12 protein-coding genes and 1 pseudogene are annotated in these 14,518 nt (G+C 51.7%); 4 read left to right on the top strand and 9 right to left on the bottom strand.

All coding sequences use genetic code 11. The annotated features are described in order from the left end of the window. Positions 1–40: 40 nt before the first annotated feature. The 5 genes from KE671_RS19235 to gyrA all read right to left on the bottom strand — a co-directional run bounded on the left by KE671_RS19235 (position 41) and on the right by gyrA (position 5,988). Positions 41–1,057 carry a Gfo/Idh/MocA family protein gene (locus tag KE671_RS19235; RefSeq protein WP_206164179.1) on the bottom strand — a complete coding sequence of 339 codons (1,017 nt, stop codon included), beginning with the start codon at positions 1,055–1,057 and terminating at the stop codon, positions 41–43. A gap of 11 nt (positions 1,058–1,068) precedes the next feature. After that, complete coding sequence (srlE, locus tag KE671_RS19230; RefSeq protein ID WP_206164178.1) at positions 1,069–2,085, bottom strand: PTS glucitol/sorbitol transporter subunit IIB; 1,017 nt, start codon at positions 2,083–2,085, stop codon at positions 1,069–1,071. Further along, on the bottom strand, positions 2,066–2,464 hold the full coding sequence (locus KE671_RS19225) for a PTS glucitol/sorbitol transporter subunit IIA (RefSeq protein WP_206164177.1): 399 nt from the start codon (positions 2,462–2,464) through the stop codon (positions 2,066–2,068). Before KE671_RS19225 ends, srlE begins: the two co-directional genes overlap by 20 nt. 9 nt (positions 2,465–2,473) lie before the next feature. Then, the gene (gene srlA / locus KE671_RS19220) at positions 2,474–2,995 is read right to left on the bottom strand and encodes a PTS glucitol/sorbitol transporter subunit IIC (RefSeq protein WP_042317872.1); all 522 of its coding nucleotides are present in this window, start codon (positions 2,993–2,995) and stop codon (positions 2,474–2,476) included. 356 nt (positions 2,996–3,351) lie between these two features. Next, positions 3,352–5,988, bottom strand: a complete 2,637-nt coding sequence (gyrA, locus tag KE671_RS19215) for a DNA topoisomerase (ATP-hydrolyzing) subunit A (RefSeq protein ID WP_206164176.1) — start codon at positions 5,986–5,988, stop codon at positions 3,352–3,354. 146 nt (positions 5,989–6,134) lie between these two features. On the opposite strand from gyrA, the gene ubiG reads away from it, so the two are divergent. After that, positions 6,135–6,863: a bifunctional 2-polyprenyl-6-hydroxyphenol methylase/3-demethylubiquinol 3-O-methyltransferase UbiG gene (gene ubiG, locus KE671_RS19210; protein ID WP_206164175.1), complete on the top strand. Its 729-nt coding sequence runs from the start codon at positions 6,135–6,137 to the stop codon at positions 6,861–6,863. 436 nt (positions 6,864–7,299) lie between these two features. Further along, the gene (gene nrdA, locus KE671_RS19205; protein ID WP_206164174.1) at positions 7,300–9,585 is read left to right on the top strand and encodes a class 1a ribonucleoside-diphosphate reductase subunit alpha; all 2,286 of its coding nucleotides are present in this window, start codon (positions 7,300–7,302) and stop codon (positions 9,583–9,585) included. Here the strand turns inward: nrdA and KE671_RS23120 are convergent. Next, positions 9,586–9,678 (bottom strand): annotated as a pseudogene (locus KE671_RS23120) (hypothetical protein); the annotation flags it as partial. Between the two features lie 20 nt (positions 9,679–9,698). Here KE671_RS23120 and nrdB point away from each other — a divergent pair. Both nrdB and yfaE read left to right on the top strand, forming a co-directional pair. Further along, complete coding sequence (gene nrdB / locus KE671_RS19200; RefSeq protein ID WP_206164173.1) at positions 9,699–10,829, top strand: class Ia ribonucleoside-diphosphate reductase subunit beta; 1,131 nt, start codon at positions 9,699–9,701, stop codon at positions 10,827–10,829. After that, positions 10,829–11,083 carry a ferredoxin-like diferric-tyrosyl radical cofactor maintenance protein YfaE gene (gene yfaE / locus KE671_RS19195; RefSeq protein ID WP_199997794.1) on the top strand — a complete coding sequence of 85 codons (255 nt, stop codon included), beginning with the start codon at positions 10,829–10,831 and terminating at the stop codon, positions 11,081–11,083. The genes nrdB and yfaE overlap by 1 nt, the downstream gene beginning before the upstream one ends. Before the next feature lie 6 nt (positions 11,084–11,089). Here the strand turns inward: yfaE and inaA are convergent, their stop codons facing one another. The 3 genes from inaA to glpT all read right to left on the bottom strand — a co-directional run bounded on the left by inaA (position 11,090) and on the right by glpT (position 14,384). Continuing rightward, positions 11,090–11,728, bottom strand: a complete 639-nt coding sequence (inaA, locus tag KE671_RS19190; RefSeq protein WP_206164172.1) for a lipopolysaccharide kinase InaA — start codon at positions 11,726–11,728, stop codon at positions 11,090–11,092. A 216-nt stretch (positions 11,729–11,944) separates the two neighbouring features. After that, on the bottom strand, positions 11,945–13,021 hold the full coding sequence (gene glpQ / locus KE671_RS19185; RefSeq protein WP_206164171.1) for a glycerophosphodiester phosphodiesterase: 1,077 nt from the start codon (positions 13,019–13,021) through the stop codon (positions 11,945–11,947). 4 nt (positions 13,022–13,025) lie between these two features. Next, positions 13,026–14,384, bottom strand: a complete 1,359-nt coding sequence (gene glpT, locus KE671_RS19180; protein WP_206164170.1) for a glycerol-3-phosphate transporter — start codon at positions 14,382–14,384, stop codon at positions 13,026–13,028. Positions 14,385–14,518: the final 134 nt, after the last annotated feature.

Genomic DNA, 14,518 nt, shown 5'->3' with positions numbered 1-14,518 from the left:
AAGCCAGAAAACTGTTTATGAGGCGTAAGCTGTCGGTTAATTATAACTGCACAATACTTCCTGTCGATAACGAGTGATGCACGGCTTCGCAAATTAACGTTGCCTGCAGCCCATCATCTGCGGTTGCCAAATAAGGGGCATCAAATAATATGTGCTCAACAAAATCATGTATTGGCTGAATCCCATAGCCACTGGCTTTATTATTAACGTAATTAATAAAATTATAATTGGGTGTTGCACTGCGCTGAGGGGTGAACATTTCATATCCCCGCAACTGCGCGTCGGCACGATAATAGTTATTCTCGGTAATAACAAAACTACGACCATCATTTGCTTTGGGGAATGAAGGTGGTAAGCACCACCCCACTTCAACGGTCCATTGCGCACCATTATCAAAGGTAACGAAGGACTGAATGGTGTCCCAGGAATCAATGCCTTCCGCCACCAGCTTCTTCTTCTGTCCTATCGCATAGACGCTCACAGCATTAGCGCCGTTCATATAATATCGAATTAAATCAAAACAATGCGTTCCAAGGAAATGAACGGGAGAACTCTCATTCGCCCATGACAGCCAGTTTTTCGGCACGTCAATAATATCGTCCATGCTCATATAGCCACGCAGGACCTGGCCGGTTTCGGGTTTCAACAGCTCATGATGAATATGCTGTGCCATCCCGTCCCAACGCTTATGGTAATCGACGCCAATCTTCACTCCCTCCTGCTGCGCGCAGCGGATGATTTCCCGGCATTCCGCAGACGTCGTCGCCATCGGTTTTTCAATGAGCACATGTTTACCCGCCCTGATGGCCTCAATCGTGGCATCAAAGTGGAACGGATCTGGCGTAGCGATTGACACCAGATCAACGTCCGTCGCGGCAAACAACTCTTTAAGTGAGGCATAACCAGGCACCTGAAACTCCGCCGCAACGTTGGCGCGAATATCCGGATTGATCTCGCAAAATCCCACCAGGTTCACCCACGGATTATAGTGATACGCATTGATATGATGTTTGCCATAAATACCGGCCCCCACCACCGCGGCATTGATTTTGTTCATTACACATTTCCTCAATTAAATAAGCCAAACGAAAACAGATAACCGATGGCCACCGCCAGAGGCGCGGTAATCATCCGTGACAGCAAGAAAGAGGGGACACCAAGACGAATGGTTTTCTCTTTCGCCTCCTGCATGGAAAGCCCAACGGGAATGAAGTCGGCACCGACCTGGACGTTAATCGCGAATAGCGCCGGCAACGCCATCAGCGGTGAAACCACCCCACTACCGATTAGCGTTCCTACCAGCACGCCAACGACCTGCGCAATCGCCGCGCCGGGAGCCAGAATGGGAGAGATGAAGGGCAGACCACAGATAATCGCAATCACAAACAGGCCGGTTAACGATCCGGCAAGCGGCGACAGCGCATTCCCGGTCCACTGACCAATCGCGGTCTCCTGAACCAGAGCGATCAGAACCGAGATGAAGGCCATAAAGGGGATCACGTTTTTAATACACAGCTCGACCGATTCACGCGCCGAGGAGTAAAGCAGGCTGACAAAGTTACCGATCCCCGTCGCAAAACGCGTCATCAACTCCAGCGCAGTGTTGGTCGCGGAACCGCGTGATTTTGCCTCCACCCGATCGTGAGCTACGGCACAGGCATTGCCTGCCGGAAGAGGCTCGCTGAGTTCAACATTTTCCCCCCCGGTTACCGGTTGATTAATGGTTTCAATCAGCGAAAGCGATTCAAGACTGACATCAGAGACATAGATATCTTCGGTGATATATTTCGCCAGCGGCCCCATCGCACCAGTAGGTAGCACGTTGATTGTCTTGATTCTTTTCTGCGGATAAATGCCACAGCGCAGTGAACCGCCACAGTTGATGACCACACAAAGGATTTTCTTATCATCGGGCATGGCGTCAAAACCGTTAACCACGGTCATGTCCAGCATTTCACCCAGTTTTTTCGCGACCGGATCAATGGTTTTCCCGGTTAGCGACAGTATTACCATGCGGGTATCGCGATATAAATACATGTCATCGCCAATCCCTGAATGACCTTTTTTAATCAGTACGGTTTTCATTGGTTTTCCTCATTATTGTCAATGGGCCATTCAATTCATTTACGGATGGAGAACAATGACTGTTTACGTGTAATGAACCATAGGCTATTGGCTTTTCAGCCCCGTCAAATACCACCGTCACATGACCTAACTCACATAAATTTTGCCAGGCCGCCTCTCCCCAGCAGGTTATATTCCAGGTCTGATGATTAATCTGCAGAACATAATCCATTGTTTTTTGTAATGGGGAAACATCACAAACAATATTCTTAATGACCAGTACATAATCAAGATAATCTTCCGGAGCGCGGTCATTAAACGTAATCAACATGCCATTAAGCAGTCCCTCTTCCACTTTTCTTCCAGCCTTTACGACGTCAGCCGAAAATAGTACTTTCATTGTTTTCCCTTATTCCTGATTAAGTTCGCGTTTCTCCAGCCGGGTGAAGATATATTCCGTAAGAAAACCACGGATAAAGCCGAGTAGAATACCCGCAGCGATATAACGTAATGCCAGGTCGGCGACGGGCAGATCGAGTCGCGTCAGGCCTGCGGCTACCCCCAGCCAGATAAAGAGTTCAGATGGCACAATGTGTGGGAACAGAGAGGTCAATGGATGTACGGTGCTGCCCAGCGCATCCTGATAAGCAGGTTTACAGCGTTCAGGTAGAAATTTCCCCATCGTCAGCGCACCAGGACTACTAAGGAAGAACCAGGCAAAACTTGGTAAAATTCCGTAGGTTAATATTTTTGATTTCCCCATCAGGGTGGCGACTTTTTCCATTCGCTGTTGGCCAATTAATTTCATAATAAAATTAACGGTCAAAATTAAGGTTATCAGCATCGGAATGGTACTGACGATCATTCCGGAAAATATCTTACCTGCGCTCTGGAAAAGATGGATAAAGCCTTCTGCAATTTCAACTATCATAGTTAACTCCCAACGTGTAGGTATAAGTATATTCATCCGTCAGAAGTGAACTGACAGATGAAGGCAGCCAACGCTTTTGTCTTAAAAACTTCAGATGATTTTATTTAATAATTTTTCAGCTCTCCTGCCAGTAAGGGATCGCAAATATCGCGGTTTGGTAACAGGAAAGTTAACGGTAAATGGATGAACAAACAGTGAGCACCTTCACAGAGTTATAATTATTCATTTATTTTTGTATTTTTATACATTGAAAGAAAAACTCCCCGCACATAACTTTTGATAAGGGGAAATGGTGAATTCAGGATGTAAAAAAGGGAGGCAGCGCCTCCCTTTTGTGCGGTCGTTAAACCCGCGAATTACTCGTCAGCGTCATCTGCTGCATCATCGTCGGTTTCCGCTTCCGGGGCGATATCATCATCCCCTTCCGCCGCGCTACCGTCGATAGAGTCGAGGTCTTCGTCATCCACCGGCTCAGCCACACGCTGCAGACCCACCACGTTTTCATCTTCCGCAGTACGGATGAGGATCACGCCCTGAGTATTACGCCCTACCACGCTGATTTCCGACACGCGAGTACGCACCAGCGTACCGGCATCGGTAATCATCATGATCTGATCGCAGTCATCGACCTGCACCGCGCCAACAACAGAACCGTTGCGTTCGGTTACTTTGATAGAGATAACGCCCTGCGTCGCACGGGACTTGGTCGGATACTCTTCCGCCGCCGTACGCTTACCGTAACCATTTTGCGTCACGGTCAGGATCGCACCTTCGCCACGTGGAATAATCAGGGAGACAACTTTATCTTCGCCTGCCAGCTTGATGCCGCGTACGCCGGTCGCAGTACGACCCATTGCACGGACAGCGTCTTCTTTAAAGCGCACCACTTTGCCTGCCGCCGAGAACAGCATGACTTCGTCGGAGCCAGAGGTCAGATCCACGCCAATCAGTTCGTCGCCGTCGTTCAGGTTCACCGCGATAATCCCGGCGGAACGTGGGCGGCTGAATTCAGTCAGCGCTGTCTTCTTCACCGTGCCGCTGGCGGTCGCCATAAAGACGTTCACGCCCTCTTCGTATTCGCGAACCGGCAGGATGGCGGTAATACGTTCGTCGGCTTCCAGCGGCAACAGGTTAACGATCGGACGACCACGCGCACCACGACTCGCTTCAGGCAACTGATAAACCTTCATCCAGTACAGACGACCCCGGCTGGAGAAGCAGAGGATCGTGTCATGGGTGTTGGCCACCAGCAGACGGTCAATAAAGTCTTCTTCTTTAATACGTGCAGCCGACTTGCCTTTCCCACCACGGCGTTGTGCTTCGTAGTCGGTCAGCGGCTGATACTTCACGTAGCCCTGGTGAGACAGGGTCACAACCACATCTTCCTGGTTGATCAGATCTTCGATATTGATATCGGCGCTGTTGGCGGTGATTTCGGTACGACGCTCATCACCAAACTGATCGCGGATCAGTTCCAGCTCTTCGCGAATCACTTCCATCAGGCGATCGGCGCTGCCCAGAATGTGCAGCAGTTCCGCGATCTGTTCCAGCAGCTCTTTGTATTCGTCGAGCAATTTTTCGTGCTCAAGACCGGTCAGTTTCTGCAGACGCAGATCCAGAATCGCCTGGGCCTGCTGTTCTGTCAGATAGTACTGACCGTCACGCACGCCGAATTCTGGCTCCAGCCATTCCGGACGCGCAGCGTCGTCACCGGCACGTTCCAGCATCGCAGCCACATTGCCCAGATCCCACGGACGCGCGATCAATGCCGCTTTCGCTTCTGCCGGGGTCGGCGCGCGACGAATCAGCTCAATGATCGGGTCGATGTTCGCCAGCGCAATCGCCAGTGCTTCAAGGATATGCGCACGATCGCGGGCTTTACGCAGTTCGAAAATGGTACGGCGGGTCACCACTTCACGGCGGTGGCGCACAAACGCTGAAATGATATCTTTCAGGTTCATGATCTTCGGCTGACCATGGTGCAGTGCCACCATGTTGATACCGAAAGAGACCTGCAGTTGAGTCTGGGAGTAGAGGTTGTTCAGTACCACTTCCCCGACCGCGTCGCGTTTCACTTCAATCACGATACGCATGCCGTCTTTGTCAGACTCGTCACGCAATGCGCTGATGCCTTCAACGCGTTTGTCTTTTACCAGTTCCGCGATTTTCTCGATCAGGCGCGCTTTGTTCACCTGATATGGAATTTCATGCACGATAATGGTTTCACGACCGGTTTTTGCGTCAGCTTCGACTTCCGCGCGAGCGCGAATGTACACTTTGCCGCGACCGGTACGGTAAGCTTCTTCAATACCACGACGACCGTTGATGATCGCCGCCGTTGGGAAATCCGGGCCAGGAATGTGTTCCATCAGGCCTTCAACGCTGATCTCTTCGTCATCAATATAGGCCAGACAGCCATTAATCACTTCAGTCAGGTTGTGCGGCGGAATGTTCGTCGCCATCCCTACCGCAATACCGGAAGAACCGTTCACCAACAGGTTAGGGATTTTGGTCGGCATAACGTCAGGGATTTTCTCCGTGCCGTCATAGTTGTCGACAAAATCAACCGTCTCTTTCTCCAGATCGGCCATTAACTCATGGGCAATCTTCGCCAGACGGATTTCCGTATAACGCATCGCCGCTGCGGAATCGCCATCGATGGAACCGAAGTTCCCCTGGCCATCCACCAGCATATATCGCAGCGAGAACGGCTGTGCCATACGGACAATGGTGTCGTATACCGCAGAGTCGCCATGCGGGTGGTATTTACCGATTACGTCACCAACGACACGGGCTGATTTCTTATAGGCTTTGTTCCAGTCATTGCCCAATACGTTCATGGCGTAAAGTACGCGACGGTGTACCGGCTTCAGGCCATCTCGGACATCCGGCAGCGCACGGCCAACAATGACCGACATCGCATAATCCAGATAAGAGTTCTTCAGCTCTTCCTCAATGTTGACCGGTGTAATTTCTCTCGCAAGGTCGCTCATCTAACCGCTATCCCTCTACTGTATCCCGGATTCAAAGGTCGCAAATTATAACACAACCGCGCAGATTGAGGTAAACCTTCGCACTTTATTCAGAGTGAATGCCTGATATACTCATTCGTCTTGCCAAATAAGGAGTAAAAGCCCCGATGAATGCCGAAAAACCCCCGGTAAACCACAACGTCGATCACGAAGAAATTGCGAAGTTTGAAGCAGTTGCGTCACGCTGGTGGGATCTGGAAGGCGAATTTAAGCCGTTGCATCGCATTAACCCACTGCGATTGGGTTATATTGCCGGGCGTTCTGGTGGTCTGTTTGGTAAAAAGGTGCTCGACGTCGGCTGCGGCGGCGGCATTCTGGCCGAGAGTATGGCGCGTGAAGGTGCCACCGTAACTGGCCTGGACATGGGCTTTGAGCCGTTGCAGGTCGCAAAACTGCATGCGCTGGAGAGCGGGATTCAGGTCGATTACGTGCAAGAAACCGTGGAAGAACACGCGGCGAAACACGCGCATCAGTACGATGTCGTGACCTGTATGGAAATGCTGGAGCATGTGCCCGATCCGCAATCGGTGGTCAGAGCCTGTGCACAACTGGTGAAACCCGGCGGCGACGTGTTCTTCTCAACGCTCAACCGTAACGGCAAATCGTGGCTGATGGCGGTTGTCGGTGCGGAATATATTTTACGCATGGTGCCGAAAGGGACACATGATGTGAAAAAATTTATTAAACCTGCGGAGCTGTTAGGTTGGGTGGATCAGACGGTATTGCAGGAACGCCATATGACCGGGCTGCATTTCAACCCTATCACCAACACCTTCAAGCTGGGACCCGGTGTCGATGTGAATTATATGGTTCACACCACGGCCAAAGCGGAATAACCCCCTGCCTGATGGCGCTTCGCTTATCAGGCCTACGGAAATATGCCCTCAGGCCGGATAAGACGTTTACGTCGCCATCCGGCATCTCCCGTCTGTATCCAGATGACACAAAATTTGCGCCAGGTCATAAGAACTTTCTTCACCTTCGTTGAAGAAATCAGCACTCGATCAAATTATCTATTTTTTTTATGGATTGTTGACATCCCCGCCAGGCCTTATACGACGTGCACTTAGCCTTTCTTACCCTTTTGCAACCTCAATTTAACCTCAAAATCAACTCTTGTGCTGAAAAGAATCCCAACTAGAATACTCACCATATAGCGTTTACTTTAACACTCAACCCCTACATATAGTATTTATCCACAGAGTTAGTCACAAGGTGGCATTGTGGATAATGTAGGGGATATTTTTTCTTTCACGGACAGGTAAAAACCACATGAATCAGAGTCTGCTGGTGACAAAGCGTGATGGTAGTACAGAGCGCATCAATCTCGACAAAATCCATCGGGTTCTGGATTGGGCGGCAGAAGGACTGAATAACGTATCGATCTCTCAGGTCGAACTGCGTTCCCACATCCAGTTTTATGACGGTATCAAGACCTCCGATATCCATGAAACGATCATTAAAGCGGCGGCAGACCTGATCTCCCGCGATGCCCCGGATTATCAATATCTGGCGGCGCGCCTGGCGATTTTCCATCTGCGTAAAAAAGCCTACGGCGAGTTCGAACCGCCGAAACTGTTTGACCATGTGGTGAAAATGGTTGAAATGGGCAAATACGACAATCATCTGCTGGAAGACTACACGGAAGAAGAGTTCAAGCAGATGGACTCGTTCATCGTACACGACCGTGATATGACCTTCTCTTACGCTGCCGTTAAACAGCTGGAAGGAAAATATCTGGTACAGAACCGTGTGACCGGTGAGATCTACGAAAGCGCCCAGTTCCTCTACATTCTGGTGGCAGCCTGCCTGTTCTCGAATTACCCGCGCGAAACTCGTCTGGAATACGTGAAACGTTTTTATGACGCGGTGTCGACGTTCAAAATTTCTCTGCCGACGCCAATCATGTCCGGTGTGCGTACCCCAACGCGTCAGTTCAGCTCCTGCGTGCTGATCGAATGTGGCGACAGCCTGGACTCGATCAACGCCACCTCCAGCGCGATTGTCAAATACGTCTCCCAGCGTGCCGGTATCGGTATCAACGCGGGTCGTATCCGTGCGCTGGGCAGTCCGATTCGCGGCGGCGAAGCGTTCCACACCGGCTGCATTCCGTTCTATAAACACTTCCAGACGGCGGTAAAATCCTGCTCTCAGGGCGGCGTGCGCGGCGGTGCGGCCACGCTGTTCTACCCGATGTGGCATCTGGAAGTGGAAAGCCTGCTGGTACTGAAAAACAACCGTGGCGTGGAAGGCAACCGCGTACGTCACATGGACTACGGCGTACAGATCAACAAACTGATGTACACCCGTCTGCTGAAAGGTGAAGACATTACCCTGTTCAGCCCGTCCGACGTCCCGGGCCTGTATGACGCGTTCTTCGCCGATCAGGACGAGTTCGAGCGTCTGTACACCAAATACGAAAAAGACGACAGCATTCGCAAACAGCGTGTTAAAGCCGTTGAACTGTTCTCGCTGATGATGCAGGAACGCGCCTCTACCGGTCGTATCTACATTCAGAACGTCGACCACTGCAACACCCACAGCCCGTTCGATCCGCAGGTCGCACCGGTACGCCAGTCTAACCTGTGTCTGGAAATCGCGCTGCCCACCAAACCGCTGATGGATGTAAACGACGAAAACGGTGAAATCGCCCTGTGTACGCTTTCCGCGTTCAACCTGGGAGCGATTAACAGCCTCGAGGAACTCGAAGAGCTGGCGGTACTGGCCGTTCGCGCTCTCGATGCGCTGCTAGATTATCAGGACTACCCGATCCCGGCCGCTAAACGTGGTGCGATGGGGCGTCGTACGCTGGGTATTGGCGTGATTAACTACGCATACTATCTGGCGAAGCACGGCGTGCGTTACTCCGACGGCAGCGCCAACAACCTGACGCACAAAACGTTTGAAGCCATTCAGTACTATCTGCTGAAAGCCTCTAACGAACTGGCGATTGAACAAGGCGCCTGCCCGTGGTTTAACGAAACCACCTACGCACAGGGCATTCTGCCGATCGATACCTACAAGAAAGATCTGGATGCCATCACCAACGAGCCGCTGCATCATGACTGGGAAGCGCTTCGTGAGTCCATCAAGACCCACGGTCTGCGTAACTCAACGCTCTCCGCTCTGATGCCATCCGAGACCTCTTCGCAGATCTCGAACGCCACTAACGGTATTGAGCCGCCGCGCGGTTACGTCAGCATTAAAGCGTCGAAAGACGGTATCCTGCGCCAGGTGGTGCCGGATTATGAGCACCTGGGCAACGCCTATGAGCTGCTGTGGGAAATGCCGGGTAACGACGGTTACCTGCAACTGGTTGGCGTGATGCAGAAATTTATCGATCAGTCGATTTCGGCGAACACCAACTACGATCCGACCCGCTTCCCGTCAGGAAAAGTGCCGATGCAGCAGTTGCTTAAAGACCTGCTCACCGCCTATAAGTTCGGGGTCAAAACGCTGTATTATCAGAACACCCGTGACGGTGCGGAAGATGCCCAGGACGATCTGGTGCCATCCATTCAGGATGATGGCTGCGAAAGCGGCGCATGTAAGATCTGATATTGTGATGCCGGATGGCGGCGTAAACGCCTTATCCGGCCTACAAATGCATCGTGTTGTAGGCCGGATAAGCGTCGCGCCATCCGGGATTAAACTCCAAACAGGACATATTCATGGCATACACCACTTTTTCACAGACGAAAAATGACCAGCTTCTGGAACCGATGTTTTTTGGTCAGCCGGTTAACGTGGCCCGTTACGATCAGCAAAAATATGACATCTTCGAAAAGCTGATCGAAAAGCAGCTCTCGTTCTTCTGGCGCCCGGAAGAGGTTGACGTTTCCCGCGACCGCATCGACTACCAGGCGTTACCGGAGCATGAGAAACACATCTTTATCAGTAACCTGAAATACCAGACGCTGCTGGACTCTATTCAGGGACGTAGCCCGAACGTGGCGTTGCTGCCGCTGATCTCCATCCCGGAACTGGAAACCTGGGTCGAAACCTGGGCCTTCTCCGAGACCATTCACTCACGCTCTTACACTCATATCATCCGTAATATCGTTAACGATCCAGCCATCGTGTTTGATGACATCGTCACCAACGAGCAGATCCAGAAACGTGCGGAAGGCATTTCCAGCTATTACGATGAGCTGATTGAGATGACCAGCTACTGGCATCTGCTGGGCGAAGGGACGCACACCGTGAACGGCAAAACCGTCACCGTGAACCTGCGTGAACTGAAGAAAAAACTCTATCTGTGCCTGATGAGCGTCAACGCGCTGGAAGCCATCCGCTTCTACGTCAGCTTCGCCTGCTCATTCGCTTTCGCCGAGCGCGAACTGATGGAAGGCAACGCTAAAATCATTCGTCTGATTGCCCGTGACGAAGCGCTGCACCTGACCGGCACTCAGCATATGCTGAACCTGTTGCGCAGCGGCGTTGACGATCCGGAAATGGCAGAAATTGCTGAAGAGTGTAAGCAGGAGTGCTATGACCTGTTTGTGCAGGCCGCCCTGCAGGAAAAAGAGTGGGCAGACTATCTGTTCCGCGACGGCTCGATGATCGGCCTGAACAAAGACATTCTTTGCCAGTATGTCGAATACATCACCAACATTCGTATGCAGGCAGTCGGTCTGGATCTGCCGTTCCAGACCCGTTCAAATCCGATTCCGTGGATCAACACCTGGCTGGTGTCCGATAACGTTCAGGTGGCCCCGCAGGAAGTGGAAGTGAGTTCTTATCTGGTCGGGCAGATTGACTCTGAAGTCGATACCGACGATCTGAGTAACTTCCAGCTCTGATGGGACGCGTCACGCTGCGCATCACTGGCACACAGCTGCTGTGCCAGGATGAACACCCTTCCCTGCTCGCCGCACTTGAGTCGCACAACGTTGAAGTGGAATATCAGTGCCGCGAAGGCTATTGCGGCTCATGCCGTACCCGGCTGATTACAGGCCAGGTCGACTGGATCGCGGAACCGTTAGCGTTCATTCAGCCAGGCGAAATTTTGCCCTGCTGCTGCAGGGCAAAAGGCGATATTGAAATTGAGATGTAACGCGCGTTACAGCGCGTAGTAATACGCTTTCACCTGTTCCCAGTCCGCTTTCGGGATGGGACTCAGGTACTTCTCAAGCTGGGAAAAGTCATGTTGTGCCGCTTTATGACGACGCAAACGACGGCGGCTTTTTTCCAGATCTAAAAACCCTGCTTCAACCGTCCCTTCCGTTTTCACATAGATATGGCGTACATAGCAGCAGCCGTGCTGACGATTGACGCTGTGCATCTTTTTAAAGGCCAACGCGACCGCTTTTAACATTGCATCGCGCACCTCATCAGGATATGGCGTCACCGCATGCTGTTTATACCACTCCTCAATGCTCACAAAGCCTTTCATATCTTCAGTGATCAGCAGCGCACGCCACTCACCGTCAATTTTTGTCGCTTTGCCATAGACAATTTTCGGCACGATAACACCCGCACGGGCCAGTTCGTTGATCACCTCGATCTCGCGCACAATCGTCGGACGTCCGAAGGGATAGCGTATCGAGTGAAACAGGTGCTGAGTCATCCGCTTCACATACAGTTTCTTCCCGTCACGTTCGATGCATTGCACACCGCTCATCCCTTTGCGTCGATAATTCGGTTCTTCGACCCAATCGCCTTCCGTTGCCCACCAGTGATTAAACTCTTCCTGCACCATTTCTGCCTCATCCGTTACAATAACGACATAAACTATTCAGATGATTAATATAAATCGCCTGCTTAAGAATTTCTTAAGTTATTTATGTTCCGGCGTGGATTTCTTGATCTGGTGTGCGTTTTTCAGGTCTTTTTTTATGAAAATGAGATAAAAAAAACTGCACCTTACTGAGCGGTTGCCCGCTTTTGGGGTGCAGTGGAGAGAGTTAACGCAGTTTTACTCTTTACGTAAGAACATCACCGCTTTATCGGGAAAGTCGGTGAACAGCCCGTCCACACCCGCTTTGTTATACAGAATGTCGTACAGCTGATTCACGTCCGTCGTATAATCCGGCAACTGATCGGCGCGCACCGTATAAGGATGAACCGTCATCTTATTCTGATGGGCGTCCTGAACCATGCCAGTCAACACGATATTGCCTTTCGTCGACTTCTCATCAATCAGCATGTGGTAGTCCGGACCGATACCGTCCGCATATTCCGCCACCTGTTTCATCGCCCCGGGTTTGAACATCCAGTCGTAGTTGTAATTGACCCAACTGCCGTCTGGCTTTTTCTCCTGAGTTTCATTCCAGTCGGTATACGCAATCAACTGTACCAGGTTCAGGTCCATCCCCATTTTGGGTTCTAGCTCGTTTTTGATGCGCTTGAGTTCCGCCACGTCAAAACTTTGCAGATATACTTTGTCCTGTTTATCGCTGTAACCATATTTTTTCAGCACTTCCAGCGTCTTTGCCGCGATGTCTTTCCCTTCCTGATGATGGAACCACGGTGCTTTGATCTCCGGATAGATACCGATATTCTTGCCGGTAGAATGGTTCAGCCCCTGAATAAACTCGATCTCTTCGGCAAAGGTATGCACGCGGAAGTCCGATTTACCCATCGGGAAACGGCCTGGATAGGTCTGTACCTTCTTACCATTCTCCAGATCAAACCCTTCGGTAAACTTCAGGGATTTGATTTCGTCCAGCGTAAAATCGATGGCGTAGTAGCGACCGTCATTGCGCGCCCGTTCGGGGAAACGCTCAGCAACGTCCGTGACGCGATCCAGGTAATGGTCATGCAGGACGACCAGGTGGTCGTCTTTGGTCATCACCAGATCCTGTTCCAGATAATCCGCCCCCTGCGCATAGGCCATCGCTTTCGCGGGCAGCGTATGTTCCGGCAGATAGCCGCTCGCACCGCGGTGGGCAATGACGACTTTATCGGTGCTGCTGGCGGCCAGGGCATGGCTTCCCATTACCGCGCCCGCCATCATCAGCGTCAGACTCAGGTTTTTCAGTGCTGTTTTCATTCACTTAGCCCCCGTTGCGTTTCTGTTGCAGTTCTTCGTGATGGCGTTTTTCACCGATCATGACAATAACCAGCAGGATCACCGCCAGAATACTGCCGCCGATCATTACCATGAAACCGCCGTCCCAGCCGAAGAAGTCAACGGTATAGCCAACGATAGCGCTCGCCGCCACGGAGCCGCCGAGGTAACCAAACAGGCCGGTAAAGCCTGCTGCGGTCCCCGCCGCTTTCTTCGGCGCCAGTTCCAGCGCGTGCAGACCAATCAGCATGACCGGACCGTAAATCAGGAAGCCGATGACAATCATACAAATCATATCGACAGTCGGGTTACCGGCCGGGTTCATCCAGTAAACGATGGTAGCGATAGTTACCAGCGTCATAAAGAACACACCGGTTGCGCCACGGTTGCCACGGAACACTTTATCCGACATCCAGCCACACAGCAGGGTGCCAGGAATACCGGCGTACTCATAGAAGAAGTAGGCCCAGGAGGATTTATCCAGCGCGAAGTGTTTCACTTCCTTCAGATAGGTCGGAGACCAGTCGAGGATGCCGTAACGCAGCAGATAAACGAAGACGTTAGCGATAGCGATGTACCACAGCAGTTTGTTCGGCAAGACGTACTGCATGAAAATCTGCTTCGCGGTCAGTTCTTCTTCCGCTTTTTCGTTGTAGTCGTCCGGATAATCGTTTTTGTACTCTTCGATAGGCGGCAAACCACAGGACTGCGGGGTATCACGCATCAGTGCGAACGCGAAAATCGCCACGAGGATCGCCCCGAAAGCAGGCATATACAGCGCGGCTTTCCAGTCGTTAAACCAGGCCATCCCGAGCAGGAACAGTAACGGAGGGATCCCGCCGCCGACGTTATGCGCGCAGTTCCAGACGGAGACAATTCCGCCACGCTCTTTCTGCGACCACCAGTGCACCATGGTGCGTCCGCACGGCGGCCATCCCATGCCCTGGAACCAGCCGCAGAGGAACAGCAGCACAAACATAACAGCAATGCTCGATGTCGCCCATGGCACAAAGCCCATAAACAGCATGACTGCGGCGGCCAGAATCAGACCGGCCGGCAGGAAGACGCGCGGATTCGAGCGATCCGAGACCGACCCCATGATGAATTTCGAAAATCCGTAAGCGATAGAGATCCCCGACAGTGCGAACCCTAAATCACCTCGTGAAAAGCCCTGCTCGACCAGGTACGGCATCGCCAGTGCAAAGTTCTTGCGCACCAGATAGTACGCGGCATAGCCAAAGAATATCCCCAGGAAAATCTGCCAGCGAAGCCGACGATAAGTCGGATCGATCTCCGCTGCTGGCAAGCGAGCTTTGTGCGCCGCTGGTTTAAAAATACTCAACATAATGTAGCCTCCGTGGCCCGTCTTTTATAAGTGGTAAACACCGCAGGTGGTACAAGCAACCCCGCTGCTTCCAGTGTGGTCGCGATGTTATGCAAAGATACATGCCGAGAATGTGAATTACAGCACATATTGTT

The sequence above is a fragment of the Citrobacter amalonaticus genome (genome assembly GCF_018252635.1).
GTDB classification, from domain to species: Bacteria; Pseudomonadota; Gammaproteobacteria; order Enterobacterales; family Enterobacteriaceae; genus Citrobacter_A; species Citrobacter_A amalonaticus_E.
The sequence above is the reverse complement of the archived record's forward strand: the minus strand, read 5'-3'. Positions and strand labels throughout refer to the sequence as shown.